Source organism: Lujinxingia litoralis, from assembly GCF_003260125.1.
Classification (GTDB): domain Bacteria; phylum Myxococcota_A; class Bradymonadia; order Bradymonadales; family Bradymonadaceae; genus Lujinxingia; species Lujinxingia litoralis.
Genome location: NZ_QHKO01000003.1, coordinates 492,803 through 506,930, shown reverse-complemented (window position 1 = coordinate 506,930; position 14,128 = coordinate 492,803). Strand labels below are relative to the sequence as shown.

The 14,128-nt window shown below is 67.6% G+C and carries 14 protein-coding genes; 5 read left to right on the top strand and 9 right to left on the bottom strand.

The window, feature by feature from the left end:
* Window positions 1-95: 95 nt before the first annotated feature.
* Complete coding sequence (locus DL240_RS09425; RefSeq protein WP_111729627.1) at window positions 96-653, top strand: isochorismatase family protein; 558 nt, start codon at window positions 96-98, stop codon at window positions 651-653.
* 3 nt (window positions 654-656) lie between these two features.
* Here the strand turns inward: DL240_RS09425 and DL240_RS09420 are convergent, their stop codons facing one another.
* The 7 genes from DL240_RS09420 to DL240_RS09390 all read right to left on the bottom strand — a co-directional run bounded on the left by DL240_RS09420 (window position 657) and on the right by DL240_RS09390 (window position 8,705).
* The gene (locus DL240_RS09420; protein WP_111729626.1) at window positions 657-1,892 is read right to left on the bottom strand and encodes a glycosyltransferase; all 1,236 of its coding nucleotides are present in this window, start codon (window positions 1,890-1,892) and stop codon (window positions 657-659) included.
* Between the two features lie 9 nt (window positions 1,893-1,901).
* Entirely contained in the window at window positions 1,902-2,735 is an 834-nt protein-coding gene (locus DL240_RS09415) for a glycosyltransferase family 2 protein (RefSeq protein WP_111729625.1), read from the bottom strand.
* Window positions 2,736-2,841: 106 nt separating this feature from the next.
* On the bottom strand, window positions 2,842-3,915 hold the full coding sequence (locus tag DL240_RS09410) for a murein hydrolase activator EnvC family protein (protein ID WP_111729624.1): 1,074 nt from the start codon (window positions 3,913-3,915) through the stop codon (window positions 2,842-2,844).
* Window positions 3,915-4,835, bottom strand: coding sequence for a hypothetical protein (locus DL240_RS09405; RefSeq protein ID WP_146618207.1), 921 nt, complete (start codon window positions 4,833-4,835; stop codon window positions 3,915-3,917). The genes DL240_RS09410 and DL240_RS09405 overlap by 1 nt, the downstream gene beginning before the upstream one ends.
* The gene (locus DL240_RS09400) at window positions 4,829-5,491 is read right to left on the bottom strand and encodes an ATP-binding cassette domain-containing protein (protein WP_111729622.1); all 663 of its coding nucleotides are present in this window, start codon (window positions 5,489-5,491) and stop codon (window positions 4,829-4,831) included. Before DL240_RS09400 ends, DL240_RS09405 begins: the two co-directional genes overlap by 7 nt.
* 57 nt (window positions 5,492-5,548) lie before the next feature.
* Entirely contained in the window at window positions 5,549-6,250 is a 702-nt protein-coding gene (locus tag DL240_RS09395) for a RomY N-terminal domain-containing regulatory protein (protein WP_111729621.1), read from the bottom strand.
* Between the two features lie 115 nt (window positions 6,251-6,365).
* A complete protein-coding gene (locus DL240_RS09390; RefSeq protein ID WP_111729620.1) occupies window positions 6,366-8,705 on the bottom strand; it encodes a LemA family protein in 2,340 nt (779 codons plus the stop codon).
* 251 nt (window positions 8,706-8,956) lie between these two features.
* On the opposite strand from DL240_RS09390, the gene murI reads away from it, so the two are divergent.
* Complete coding sequence (murI, locus tag DL240_RS09385) at window positions 8,957-9,805, top strand: glutamate racemase (RefSeq protein ID WP_111729619.1); 849 nt, start codon at window positions 8,957-8,959, stop codon at window positions 9,803-9,805.
* Between the two features lie 3 nt (window positions 9,806-9,808).
* Entirely contained in the window at window positions 9,809-10,945 is a 1,137-nt protein-coding gene (locus DL240_RS09380) for a PEGA domain-containing protein (protein ID WP_111729618.1), read from the top strand.
* 62 nt (window positions 10,946-11,007) lie between these two features.
* Here DL240_RS09380 and DL240_RS09375 read toward each other — a convergent pair whose 3' ends face one another.
* Window positions 11,008-11,835 carry a class II glutamine amidotransferase gene (locus tag DL240_RS09375; protein ID WP_111729617.1) on the bottom strand — a complete coding sequence of 276 codons (828 nt, stop codon included), beginning with the start codon at window positions 11,833-11,835 and terminating at the stop codon, window positions 11,008-11,010.
* A gap of 151 nt (window positions 11,836-11,986) precedes the next feature.
* Here DL240_RS09375 and DL240_RS09370 point away from each other — a divergent pair, with 151 nt between their 5' ends.
* Entirely contained in the window at window positions 11,987-12,244 is a 258-nt protein-coding gene (locus DL240_RS09370) for a hypothetical protein (RefSeq protein WP_111729616.1), read from the top strand.
* Window positions 12,245-12,277: 33 nt separating this feature from the next.
* On the top strand, window positions 12,278-13,030 hold the full coding sequence (mtnC, locus tag DL240_RS09365) for an acireductone synthase (RefSeq protein ID WP_111729615.1): 753 nt from the start codon (window positions 12,278-12,280) through the stop codon (window positions 13,028-13,030).
* Between the two features lie 15 nt (window positions 13,031-13,045).
* Here the strand turns inward: mtnC and DL240_RS09360 are convergent, their stop codons facing one another.
* Window positions 13,046-14,092, bottom strand: a complete 1,047-nt coding sequence (locus DL240_RS09360) for a hypothetical protein (protein WP_111729614.1) — start codon at window positions 14,090-14,092, stop codon at window positions 13,046-13,048.
* Between the last annotated feature and the right edge of the window lie 36 nt (window positions 14,093-14,128).

Sequence of the window (14,128 nt, the reverse complement as noted above, 5' to 3'; positions counted from 1 at the left end):
CGCCCAAGAAATCAGCGCCCCCCTCCTCGGGCGCGCTTGCCCGTGACCCGCCTGAACATCAGAACCTAAAAGCATATTATTTCCAGGAACTTACCATGACCGACATCTACCTTGGTTCAAAATCCGCGCTGCTGGTGGTCGACGTCCAGGAGCGTCTGCTCAAGGCGATGCCCGAGCCCGAGATGGAGCGCTGCCTCCATGCCACCAAAACACTGGTGGAGCTGGCCAAAGAGGTGGGCGCCCAGATCGTCTACACCGAACAGTACCCCGGGGGCCTGGGTCCCACCGAAGCCTCGCTCCTCCAGGCGCTCAACGACGCCGATGCAGAACGCGTCGAAAAAATGACCTTTGATGCCTGCGCCGCTCCGGAGTTCCACCGCTTCCTGATCGAACTTCCCAAACGCATCGTCGTCTGCGGCATGGAGGCACATATCTGTGTGCAGGCTACGGTGCGCGCGCTGATCGAGCACCGCCACCGGGTCTTCGTGCCCTTCGACGCGGTGATCAGCCGCCGTCTGGAGAACCGCGACAACGGCCTGCGGGTGATGGAGCAGGCCGGCGCTGTCATCACCAACTACGAGACGGTGGTCTTCGACGCACTGCGAAGCGCCGAACACCCGGCGTTTAAGACCTTCTCCAAAAAAGTGCGCTGAACCTCAACCCTCAACGGCCACAGCGCCTGGCGCGTCCCAGAACCCCCGCTGCGGCGACTCCAGCCAGCGCTCCCAACGCGCCGCATAGGCTGGCCAGCACAGACTCTCGACCCGTGCGCGCGTCTGCGCCCGCAGCGCCAGATAGCCTTCGGGGCTCCGAGCCTTGAGTTCGGCCACCCGTCGCAACGCGCCGCGAAGCTCATCGGCGCGTTGCGCCACCTGCCAGTCGGGCTCGGCCAGCCACCGCTCCACCCCGGGCACCTCCCCTACCACCGGCACCGCCCCCACCCCGGCGGCCTCCAGCAGCGAGACGGGCATCCCCTCGTGACGCCCCGACGCCATGCGGCGAGAGGGCATCACAAAAACGTCCAACCGGTGCAGGAATGAAGCCTTCTCCGCGCCGCTTAAGTGCCCCCTGAAGCACACACCCTCCTCCCCGCCCGGGCGCTCCAAACGCCGGCGCTCCGCCCCCTCGCCAGCGATCTCCAGCGTGACATCCAGCCCCGCCGACCGTAGCTCCTGCACGGCGCGTATCGCGCGATCCACGCCCTTTATCGGCACCAGACGCCCCATAAACCCCACCCGCAACGCCCCATCTCCCCGCCACGCATCAACTCCCGGGGCGCCCTCAGGTGCCGGCCCGTCGTAGCCCATGGGCGCCACCGGCGTCGCCCCGCCTCGCCCCGGCGCACCGGCCAGCCTGGCGAGCGTCGCGGCCAGAGGAGCGCTGCTCATCGTCAGCGGGCCGGCCAGCGCCGCGCGCGCCAGACGCGCGCTCACCGCAGCCGGCAACCCACCCAGCGCATGCACCCCTCCCGAATGCCCCACAATCGCCGAGGGCACCCCCGTCACCCGCTCCACCGCCCGGGCCACCAGCCCACCGGGCAACACCCAGTGCCCCACCACCCGGTCGCATCGCTCCCGGCGTACCTCGGCCAGCGCCGCTCCGAACATGGCCGCTACCGCGGGCACGGCCAACGCCGCCAGCCCCGGCTCTCGCTCCAGGTTCTCCGGCCCTCCCTGCCCAAAAAACAGGCGCTCCCAGGGCCGCGGAGCATAGGGCACAAATCGCAGATCCACCCCTCGCCGCACGCCTCCCCGAGCCTCCGGACCGCGAAAACACAACACCCTCACCCGATGCCCCCGGGCGACCAGGCTCTCGCACCACCGGGCCACAAAAGCCCCGGCACCGTCCCCCTCAAAGCGCGGGTAGCTGCTGGTCAGAACCACCAGGTTCATCCCCGGACCTCACTCCGCCGCAGCGCCAAACGCCTCGCCCGAGTCGACCGCCCCCACCACCGGCGGCGGCGCCACCGGCAACCGCGTCGGCGCCGCGCGCCGAGCCGCCGCCCGGGTGCTGCTGCCCCGCCCGGTCCAGCGCCGCCAGGCTCCCCGCATCAAAATCCCGCTGATAGGCCCGATCACCTTGGTGATCTTCAACCCCGAGACCTCATCGGCGTACACCGGCCGCACCACCGGCTGCGCCACCCGCGCGCCGCGCTCGGCCAGCCGAATTAACATGTCGTTGGGATAACCATAGCGCGGGTAGAGCTCGCCAAGCGGCAGCCGCTCCAACATCGCTCGACCGATCGCGGTGTAGCCGCACTGCGTATCTTCCAGGCCCTCCAGCCCGCTGACCACGCTGGTCAATCTCCCCAGCGCCCAGGTGCCCGCCCGGCGCAGGGGCGGCATCCGACCGATCTCGTCATGGCGCAGGCGATTGCCTTTGACGTAATCCGCCTCGCCACGAGCCACCGGCGCGATCACATCGGGCAGATCCCGGGGGTCCATCTGATCATCGGCCGCCATCACCACAACCACATCGGCCCCCAGCTGCAGCGCGCGCTCATAACCGCTCACAATCGCCCGCCCCACCCCGTAGTTGAAGCCCAGACGCACCACCTCCACCCGCGCCTCCCGGGCCGCCAGCCCCCGGGCGACCTCAAAGGTGGCGTCCGGCGAACCGTCATCGACCACGATCACATCATCAACGTAGGCGGGGAGCCCGGCCAGCGTTCGCGGCAAGATCGCCGCCTCACAGTAAGCCGGCACCACCACAGCCACGCGCTTTGCTTCAAACATCTCAACCTCAATCGCCGCCGTCCGACCTCGGGATCAACGGCCTATCATGCGCCCGATCGCATCGCTCATCAGCCCAGCAACCGACGCACACCTCCACGTCCAACTCTCAGCGCGTCACAAACCAGGGGCTCGGATCGATGGCTCGTCCGCGCTCACGCAGCTCAAAATACAACTTCGGTCCTTCCAGACTCCCGCTCTCCCCGCTGACCCCCAGCACATCGGCACGCCCCACGCGTTGTCCGACTGCCACCTCCACCGCGCCCAGATGCGCGTAGAGTGAGTGATACCCCCCGCCGTGGTCCACGATCACCAGCCGACCGTAGCCGGTGAAGCGATCGGCAAACACCACCAGCCCCGACGACACCGGCCGCACATCGGTGCCGGCCTCCACCCGATACGTCAACCCGGTATGGCGCACCAGGGTCTGCGAGCCCTCCAGCTTGCGTGGTCCAAAGAGATGGGCCGCGGCTTCGCTCACCGGCGGGACCAGCGCCCCTTTCTTGCGATGAAAATCTGCCGTCGAAGGATTCTCCGGCATCGACTCCCCGGCCTCCTCCAGCGCCTGAGCCGCCTGCACAAAAGCCCCGCTCAGCCCTCGCCCACCATCTTTAAGCGCCCGCTTAATCCACAGCTGGCGCTCCGCCTTACGGGTCGCCAATTTAGCCGCATCGCCGGCCAACTCCACGTCGAGCGCGGTGCGCCAGACCAGGAGCTCGGCGCCGCGCTCCACCCCCTGCGCCAGCTCCTTAAGCGTACCCACATCGTCGCCGATGCTCTCCTCCAGCGCCCCGGTCTCACTGAGCTGCAACAGGCGAGAAAGACGGTCGGCATCGGCCGGAGGCTGCCACACTGCCTGTCGAGCCGCCTGCCGATCGGCCGCATCCCACAAGGCCAGACGCTCGCTCACCTGGCGACGCATCCCCCGGGTCGCTCGCCAGACCGCGCGCTCATCGGCCATCACCAGGTCGCCGCTGCCATCGATCGTCCGGGCCTGCGCGCGCTGACGCTCCAGCGCATCTTCCAGTGCCAGCACCTCGCGCTCTCGGGCATCCAGCACCTCAAGCCAATCGCCTCCCGGGCTCCCGGATCCGGCCAACGCATCGCCTCCCACAAAGACGCTCAACACAAGAAGCGCCCCCAGACTCAGCGCGCGCCATGGTGTGCTCTCTCGACCTGCCATCACGACCTCCACTCCAGAAGCGGACGCAGCGCTCCTTCACGCACCGGCCTCTTCGAGTCTCCCCGCTGCGGGCGCCGCAGCACCCAGCCGGCAAGAGCGCCGGCCAGCCCGCCTCCCAGCACCTGGAGCATCATCACCGGAACAGCGGCCCCCGCCCCCAGCGTGGCGTCCAGCAAGAGCGGCTCCAGCGCCCCGCGCAACGCATTAAGACTGACCACCGTCGCCAGCGCCGCGGCCACCCCGGCCGCTGCCCCCACCACCAGGCCTCTCACCAACGTGGGTCGACTCAACGCGACCTGCGAGGCCCCGAAACGCTCCAACATCGCCTGTTCTGCACGCTCATCTTCGCGCACTCGCCACAGCAGGCCCCCCAGCCCCAGCACACCCCCGAGCAGCCCCAGCAACCAGCCCGCCCAGAGCCCGCCGCCCAATACCTTCCACGCGGCCACCGCCTCCAGCGCCCGGGCCTCGGGAAGATCCACGGCCACCACCTCCTCCCGAACTTCCAGCGCCGCGACCTGAGCCACAAGCTCCATGGAGCGGCCCGGCATCACCGCCGGCTCAACCTCCAGGATCACCGGCAGCATGGCGGCCTCGACCCCCATCCGACGCACCTCCTCCTCTCCCAGGCGCTGCTTCAACACCTTCATGCTCTCGGCCGGCTCACGTCGATGCACCGCGCTCACCCGCGACCAGCCCTCAAGCTCCGCGATCAACGCCTCCAGGGTGGCCTCCTCCGGTTGCGCCTCCACGTACACCGCCGGCCAGTAGTGCCCGGCCCCGCCCTCCTGGGCCTGGCGAAGCTGCGCGCTGCCCAACCACACCACGCCCCCCCACCAGAGCAGCGCCCCCAGCCCCAGGACCACCCCCAGCGTCCAGATCCGACGGGCTCCCAGCCCGATCAAAGGTGACCTCAACATGACGCCTCCTCCACAACCTCCAGCCCGCCCAGACGGAGCACCTCCCCCTCACGCGCACGACTGGTGGGGCGGCGCCCCAGCACGACCACCGTGCTTCCCCCTTCCTTAAGCTGCCAGAGCCACGAGAGCACCCGCCCACGCCACGCGGCTTCCAGCCCCTCCTGAACTGCGTCGACCACAACGAGCTTCGGCCTCCCCACAGTGGCCATCACCACACCGAGCAAGGCCCGCTGCTGCGCCGAGAGCTCCGCGCCACAGACCTCCCGACAGGCGTCCAGACCCAGCGCTCCCAGCGCCTCTTCGGCCGCGACCAGCGCGCGCCCCTGCTGCCCACGGGCGACCATCGGCAACACCGCGTGCTCGATCACGGTGCGCTCCGCCAGCACCTGCGGCCACTGCGCACATCCCCCGATCTCGCGACGCACCGCCGCCAGTCCCCCTCGTCCCGCCCGATCCAGGTTCCGGCCGGCCACCACCAGGCGCCCACTCGCCGGCAAACTCCCCAGCGTGAGCACCTCAAAAAGCGCACTCTTGCCACTGCCGGCGCCACCCACGACCTCGGCCCACTGCCCGGCTTCCACTCGCCAGGTCAGCGCGCGCGACACTGCCCCCCCGGCAAACGCGCCCGGGATAATGACGTCATACAATGCGATCATGAATGGAAACGTTCCCCGGTCACACTCATCCTGAGGCAACCTCTGCCGGACTCGCGCTCATCGGTGAATGAACGCCTCTACAAGCTCGGTCAACGAGAGATCTTCGTCGATCGGATCGAGCCCGTTATACGCCGCCACACCGGTCGACGGGAGCTCCGACGGCCCTTTGGCCGCCCGCGCCAGACCGGCCTTGAGCTCATGCACATTAAAGCGGCCCGAGAGCTCTCGACCACGGCGACGCCCGGCCTTCTCCTGCACCGGCGCTTCAACCTCGGCCTCATCGACCACCGAAGCGCTGGATTCCTTGAGATTGGCCAACTTATCTTTGAGCTGAGACAGCCCCACATGACCATCGCCACCGAGCCCTTCGAGCGTTTCCGCCTGACCTTCTTCAACCGCCAGCGCCGCGGCCGGCACCCGCTCCTGCGAGGGGTTAAAGACCTCGGTCTTGGCCTCCACGTCCTCCTCGACCGCCTCTCCCTGGGGCTCCAACCCCACCATATGGTCGTACTCGCCAGAGAGCAGCTTCTTGTAGAGGGTGCGGTGGCTCGCCTGCATCGCGCTTTTCACTTTCTTGTCGCGCGTCTTACCGGTGAGCCCCACGATCAACTCGGCGTAATTGGTGATCCGTGTATCGAGGATCGCCCCGCCATGAAAAAGCTGCGTCTCAATGGTGTCGGTACTCGAGCCCCGATCTTCGGTCTGAATATGAAACGTCTTCCCGCGGTGCTCCACGTCGTTGTTGTAGCCAATCAGCATGCAGGACTCCGACCTCTTGAGCGGCGCCGGCGACCAGTCGACCGGCAGGGTTCATATCGAGCGAAAATTAGCACAGCCCTTCAGCGCTGAAAACCACCAGCTACGTCCCGGCCCCTCAGCCCTGGCCCACCCCCGACACCGCCTGCTCGCGCTCATCCCAGAGCGGACGCCCGACAAACCCCATCGGAGCGGCCACCAGCTTCTGCGGAAAACGCTCCCGACGCGTATTATAGAAGGTCACCGCCTCGTTGTAGCCCGAGCGCATGAGCATGAGCTCATTCTCCACATCACGGAGCGCCTGCCCCAGACGCGCAACCTGCTCGTCGCTGCGCAGCTCGGGATACGACTCCAGTACTCCCATCATCCGCCGGGCCAGCACTTCCTCTTCTTCGGCCACCGCCTCCAACCCTTCCCGGCTCTTCGACAGGCGCTCGCGGCGCTCCCGGGCCGAACTCACCGCCTGGTGGAGCGCCTGTTCATGATCAAACATCCCGCGCACCATCTCTTCCAACGCCGTGATCAGATCAAAACGCTTCTTGAGCGAAACTTCGATATTGGCCCAGGCCCGATCCACCCGCAGGCGCATGAAGACCATGTCGTTGAACAAAAAGATCACCGGCATCACCAGCGCCCAGGCGCACACCACCATTGCCCCACCGGTGAACATCAACGGCGAAAAGGTCATGACCATCCCCAGCACACTCAGCGCGGCCCCGATCACCCCGACCACCCCCACCGCCAGCAGCCCGGTGCCCTTCTTTGCCTTGGAGCGCTGCACCCGCGCTTCCTTCCAGGTGCTGATAATAAAAGGCACCTCGCCGGCTCCCCGCCCCAGTTTCAACGTCGTGTAAGAGCCCTCCTCCACCACGGCCGTGCCCAGCACATAGATCTCGTCGCCTTCCTCCAGACGCCAGAACTCCTGCTTGTCATCCTTGCCGACCTTGCGCTCTTCATGATGGTCGGTGAGCAACTCCACGCCATCGGGCTCAATGAGAATCTTGCCGGTCGCGTCGACGCAGTAAAAGGGCCGTGCCTCATAGCTGCGAGTCCCCACGCCGCTCTTCTTGCCATCCCCACGCTTATCAAGCGTCTGAGGAGCCTCGGTGTACATCACGCAGGGCCGCTGCTTCAGCGGCGAGAGCACCGTCCCATGGTCCGGATGCACTTCGACGCGCCCTTTGAGTTCGGTCGTGCCGTAGACCACCGCCTCGACCGCCGGCGTGGGCAGGCTTCGCGAGACGCGCAGCCCCCGGATCTCGCGCAACCCCAGCCAGCTAAAGAGAAGCCCGAGCAACCCGGTCAAAAGCCCGCCGAGCAGGGCCTGTCCCACCGTCAATCCTCGACGCCAGACGCGTTCCACGTCGGGCTTCAGCGCCGTCTCCTCGGCATTAAGCACCACTTCGGCCGGACGCGCATACCCCAGCGCCAGCGCAAACAACACCTCCGGCGGCCGGCTCTGAAAACGACGCGCCTGCTCCACCATCGTCGCCAGGTTCGCGCGCATCAGCTGCACCCGCTCCCGCTCCGCCCGGCTGAGGCTCTTGAAGGGAGCCGCGTCGTAATTCCAGGCATGCGCCCAGTCGAGCTTCCATCCCTTGGCCGCGCTTCCCAGAAGATCGCGGGTGACCTCCTCGGTGGCCGTCCGGGCCTGCTCGATCGTCTGTTGATTCTGCTTCAGCTCCTGAAGAGTCAGACGCAGCCCCAGAACACTCAGAAAGAGGAGCATCACCACCGTCATCAGGCTGACAAAACCACCCACCGAGACAAATCCCAGTCCGTTAAAGAGCGCCCACACGCCCAGCCCCACCAACAAGAGCGCCACCAGCACAAACACATAACTCACCAACGAGGCATCGGCCCGGGCCCGCTCCCCACTCCCGCTGACAATCGCCGGCTTGAGCCCCTCGAGGTTCTCAAAGTCGACAAAGGTCCGGCTGCGCTCCAGCCGCACCATCCCCATCACCGTGGCCGTGGCCCCTACCTCCAGGCAGTACTCTTCAATACGCCGGTCCGCGGTGCGCTCCTCGTAGACCTTCTCCACCCGGAAGTTCACGTCTTTGTTCGGGTGCACCGCCACCTGGCCGCTATCATCTTTGAGCGTAAAGGGCGCCCGATTGGCCTTGCTCAAAACGCGATGCCACTTCTTCTTATCCGACCCGGAGCCCTGGCGCTTATACTCTTCCCGAAGGTGATACACGCAGGGCGCGTCATGACCGGTGGCCCTAAACACCTCCCCGGCCGAGACGACCTCACCGCGGAGCAGCGCTCCACCGGGCAGCGCCCCACCGATGCGCTGAATCACACCGCGATCGAGCTGACGCGCCTGCCCGAGCTCCGAAAAGCTCCCCAGCCCGGCGAGCAACCCCAACACCATCAGGAGCGCCCCCACGGCGGCCAGACCCAACTTCCCGGTCAACCCGCTGCCCTCTTGCTCCGACTCTTTCCCTTCACTCACCACAACTCCTGCTTCTGGCGGGCGAACCTCTCCATGTTCGCGCGCGATGCACGCACGAGGGCCGCGCCTTCAACCCCAACGTCACCCGTTCTTCTCGGGGCTCACCCTAGCCCGCCGGACCGCCCCCCTTCAAGACTCTGGCCGCCGACCACCACCTAAAAAAGCTGGTCTCCCACTGCGCCCCGGCTTATCGTGCGCCCCCGACGAGCTCCGGCTCGCAAACCACCGGCATCTTGACCCGACGAGTACCTATGCATCCCCACGCCCACCGCCCCATTGGCGTCTTCGACAGCGGCGTCGGCGGCCTCACCGTCATGCGCGCGCTGGTCGAGGCTCTCCCCCACGAAGACCTCCTCTACCTGGGCGACACCGCCCGCGTGCCCTACGGCAATCGCGGCGCCGAGACCATCCGCCGCTACGCCCTCAACGCCGCTCGCCTGCTGGTCAACCGCAACATCAAAGCCCTGGTCGTGGCCTGCAACACCGCCACCGCCTACGCGCTCCCCGCCCTCCAGGACGCTCTCGACATCCCGGTCTTCGGCGTCGTTGAGCCGGTCGCCGCCCTGGCCGCCGCCCGCTCTCAATCCGGACACATCGCGCTGATCGGCACCCGCGCCACCGTGCGCAGCCACAGCTACACGCGCGCGCTGATGAATCTTCGCCCCGATGCCCACGTCCACCCCATAGCCTGCCCCCTGCTCGTGCCCCTGGCCGAAGAGGGCTGGACCCGGGGACCGGTCGTCGAAGAGGTCCTCCAGCACTACCTTGAGCCACTGACCCGCTCCCCGATCGACACCATGATCCTCGGCTGTACTCACTACCCCCTGCTACGCCAGGCCATCTCCGAGGTCATCTCCCGGATTGCGCCTCACCCCGTGGAACTTCTCGACAGCGCCACGGCCACCGCCACCGAGCTCCGAGAGACCCTGGCCAGGCTTCAGCTCGCCACCACGTCGACCGACCCCGGTCAACATCGCTTCCTGCTCACCGATCTTCCCGAAGGCTTTGTCGAGACCGCCTCGCGCTTCTTTGGCCAGTCCGTCGCCGAGCGCTGCGAGCACGTCGACATCATCGACACCTTCGCCTCCACCCCCGGTTAAGCCATGGCTTCTCTTAAACCGCTTGTGTTCGCCATTGCCTCGGCCGCCACCCTCACCCTGGGGCTGGCCCACCAGGCCCAGGCGCAGGTCGTCGCCGGCCTGCAGACCAGCTATGGCGCCTCCGTCAACGCTCCCCTGCGCGAGGACCTCGACCAGGGCATCTCCGAGGCCTTCCAGCAGAACTCGCGCTTTAGCTACATCCCGGTCTCCCGGGTGCGCTCCCAGCTCAACCCGGTTGTCCGCGATTGCTTCACCGCCGATTGCCTCATCCGCGCCGGGGAATCCACCGGCGCACAGGCCGGCCTGCGCCTGACGCTGAGCGAAGAAGGCCAGATCTACACCTGGTCACTCGACATCTTTGAGCTGGCCGAAGGCACCGCGCTGGTCGAAGACCGCGGCGTCTGCGAGCTCTGCGGCCGCGCCGAAGTCGTCCAGCAGGTGCGCACCGCCATCGTGGCCAACCTCGCCACGCTCAACCTTCAAGAACGCGGTGCGCCCCCGCGGGCCGAGGCCCTCGACACCTCCTCGGAGGCCCCGGCCGCTCCCGGCCACAAGCGCCTCCGCGTGAGTGTGGTCCCCGCCGACGCCACCGTCTTTCTCAACGGTGAAAACGTCGGCCAGGGCGAACTTACCCTGGATGTGGAGCCCGGCCAGCAGGAGCTGCGTTTCGCCTCGGAGTCCCACCGTGACCTGCGGGAGACCATCATCGTCAGCGAGTCATCCCCCGACCTGATCATGGTGCGCGTGCACCTCAGCGGGGCGCCGGCTCCCCAGCGCGTGGTCGTCTCCCGGGGTAACGGTCTGGTCGACCACATCGAGGAGCGCCGCCTGGCCTACGGCTGGGCCGCCGTTGGAACCGGCGCCATGCTCACCGTGGCCGGTATCCTGCTCACCGCCCAGCAGGGCAAAGCCACCTGCGACGATGGCACCGCCTACTCCCGCTGCCCCACCCTCTACAACACCGCCCCCATGGGGCTGACCTTCACCATCCTGGGCGCCACCACCCTGGCCGGCGGCGCCGTCCTCCTGACCTGGCCCTGGCTCGCCGGGGAGGCCCGCCAGGCCGAGCCGGTCGGCGTGAGCCTGAGCCCGGCCCTGGGCAAGGGTTACACGGGATTGCACCTGGACGGACGTTTCTAACCCACTGAAACACATCACCTTTTTAAAGAACCCTCCCGAGGAACTTCTCGGCGAGGGCCTTTTTAATGCTCGGGCAACATCGCCTCAAAAGGAGTTCGGATGAGCTCCAGCCCCTCCTCCACCCGAAGCACCTCCCCGGGCCCCAGACACGACCAGCCCACGCCAGGATCCGGCCCGCTTACCACCAGCACCGCCCGAAAGCGCTCCCTCCCCACCCGCTCCACTACCTCCTCCGCTCGCCGCCCCCCGACCGCCGCCAACCCCTCCACCTGGCGCACCCACAGCGGCGACCCCAACGCCACAGCCACCATCCCGCGGCCCCGGGCGACCAACGCCGCCCCACCCCGATCGCCACCTCCCAGAAGCTCCCGGGCTCCCCACAAAACCCGACACATCGCCCGCGCCGCCGCCTCCCAGCGCTCCCGCTCCCCGGCGCGATTCCAGGCCGGCGCCACTTCCCCCAACGACGCCAGAAACATCACCTCCGCCAACGCCCGCCCCCCCAAACGCTGGCGCAGGTGCTCCGGCACCCACTCCCGCAACGCCGCATACTCCTCGGCGCTGGCCTCCCCGAATCCCTCCTGACACCACACCCACTTCCCCGCGCGAAAGGGCTGCAACGCTCCGGTGGGCACCCGGCCCTCGGCACTCTCGCGCACATGCCCCACCACCGCTCGACTTCGCAGATCGCCGATCAAGGCCGGCAGATCGGCTCCGGTGGCCCGCTTTCCCGGGTGCTTCCGCACCAGCGTTCGCCCCCCCTGCACCCAGCCCAGCCCCAGCCCGGCGCGCGCGCGTGGCGCTACCGCCCGCAACACTTCTCCCACCTCCTCCATCAACGCGCCGCTGAGGCTATCGTCGCTGCACACATACCCGAACATCTGTCCCATAACCCACTCCTGGTCTCCCCCTCCGTCTCAACCCTGACCTCTTCTAAAGATGCGCATCGACGCAGCGACGCCCAGCCGATCCAGATGACAAAGCCCCCGCCCTGTGAAATTCTCCCCGGGTCAATCCCAGGGCCCTTATCCCCGGCTGCCCATGCTCTCACCTCGTGTTCGCGTCACCCTGGCGACCCTCGCCCTCTCCCTCTCCGCCTGTTTCGTCAACGGCGGCCAGCCCTACGCACGCTCCGACCAGGCTCGCCCCTTCGAGGAGCTCGCCGGCCTGGCCTGCCAGCGCGGCGACCTGAAAGCCTACGAAACCCTGGCCGCCCGCAGCACCGAGCCGGTCTCCCCCTGCGTCGACGCCACCTCCAGAACATCGTCGGTCGAGCACCAGGACCGCACCGCCCCCTAAAACATCCAGAACCCCATCCGTGAGCCCCCTTTCATGACCACACTCTCCTACCGCGCAGCCCTCCTCGACATCGAAGGCACCACCACCCCGGTGACCTTCGTCTACGACGTCCTCTTCCCCTACGCTCGCGCTCATGCCGAGGCCTTCCTCAAAAGCGCCTGGGAGCGCCCGGAAGTCCAGGACGACATCGCCCTGCTACGCGACCAGGCCCGCCAGGACGCCGCCGGCGACTTCCCCGACGCCCCACAGATCCCCGACCGCGGCGACGCCGACACCCTGCGCCAGGCCGCCCTGGCCAACATCCACTGGCAGATGGACGCCGACCGAAAGACCACCGGCCTGAAGTCCCTCCAGGGAAAAATCTGGAAAGACGGCTACGCCGCCGGCACCCTCACCGCCTCGGTCTACCCCGACGTCTTCACCGCACTGCGACGCTGGCACGAAGCAAAGCTCCCGACCTACATCTACTCCTCCGGCAGCGTCGCCGCCCAGAAACTCCTCTTCGGCCACACCGAAGAAGGCGACCTCCGCCCGCTGCTCGCCGGCTACTTCGACACCACCACCGGCCCCAAAAAAGTCGCCCAAAGCTACCGGGATATCGCCGATGAGATCGGCGTCCCCACCGCTGACGTGCTCTTCGTCACCGACAACCTTCACGAGGCCATCGCTGCCCGCGAAGCCGGGATGCAAACGCGCATCGCCCTGCGCCCGGGCAACGCCCCCCTTCCCGAGCACGACCACCTCACCCTGACCTCCTTCGACGCGCTCTTCTCCCCGGCTGACTAAGCGCCTGCCCCGGCCTTAGAGCCAGCTCGGACTGGCGCCGCTTCCCTCCGAAGCCGGTGCCTCCAATGCCGGTGCCTCCGACGCCGGCGCTTCCGGCGCCGGTGCCTCCGTCCCGGCTTCGCTCGCGCCCGGCTCGCCGCTCTCCGGCGCCACTGTCCCCAGCGGCAGATCCGTCCCCAGGCGGTACGCCTTCCAGTCCACGTCGTCCGCCGTAAGCAACCCGCCCACAAACTCCGACACGCCGGCATGCGCCCGCACCAACGCGCTGTCGACCGGCTGCCCGCTCACCTCGGCCACCACCGCCGATGGCCAGTAGCCGTAATGCGCGAGCTTCTCCCCCGCGCTCTGCGGCCAGGGCACCAACGCCACCCCCAGGCCGATCAACGATACCCCCAGCGTCCAGGCCCGGTACGTCCCCCGCTGAAACACCCGCTTACAGAGCGCCGGCAATCCGAACACAAACATCGTGACCATCGCCGCGATCAACCACCCGGCCGAAACCCAGGGCGCGATCAACGCTCCCACAACCCACCACAGCACCAGCGCCGGCCCGTACCACAGCGCCACCCGCCCCATCATCCGCAGCGCCCGCTGCCCCACCCCGCGTCCCTGTCGGGCCTCTTCTTTGGCCTTGGCTTTGGCCGCCTTCGCCGCTTCCTTCTCCTGGGCCGCGGCTTGCTTCTCGGCCTGACGCGCCGCCTCGGCCGCATCCTTCTCGGCCTGCTTCTCGGCCTTCTTCTCGGCCCGACGCGCTGACCAGGATTTCTTCTCTTCTTCCTGCTCCTCGGCCACCACCAGGTCGCTCTCTTTGGCGAGCTTTTCAAACTCCCCCGCAAAAGGATCTTCGGCCCGCTCGGCGGTCGCTGTCTTCACGCCGCTCTCGGCACGAGCCTCCGCATCGTCTTCCAGCGACGCCAGAAAGGCCTCTAAATCTTCATCCGCCCCCGCTTCCGATGCCCCCTCCGCAGAGGTCGACACGCCCGGCGAAGACGCCCGCCCTTCGAGATCGCGCAGGAGCGCGGCGTACTCATCATCGTTCAACTCTTGATTCTTTTCGCTCATCGTCGCTCCTCAAGCCTGGTGCGCTGCGTTGTGCGG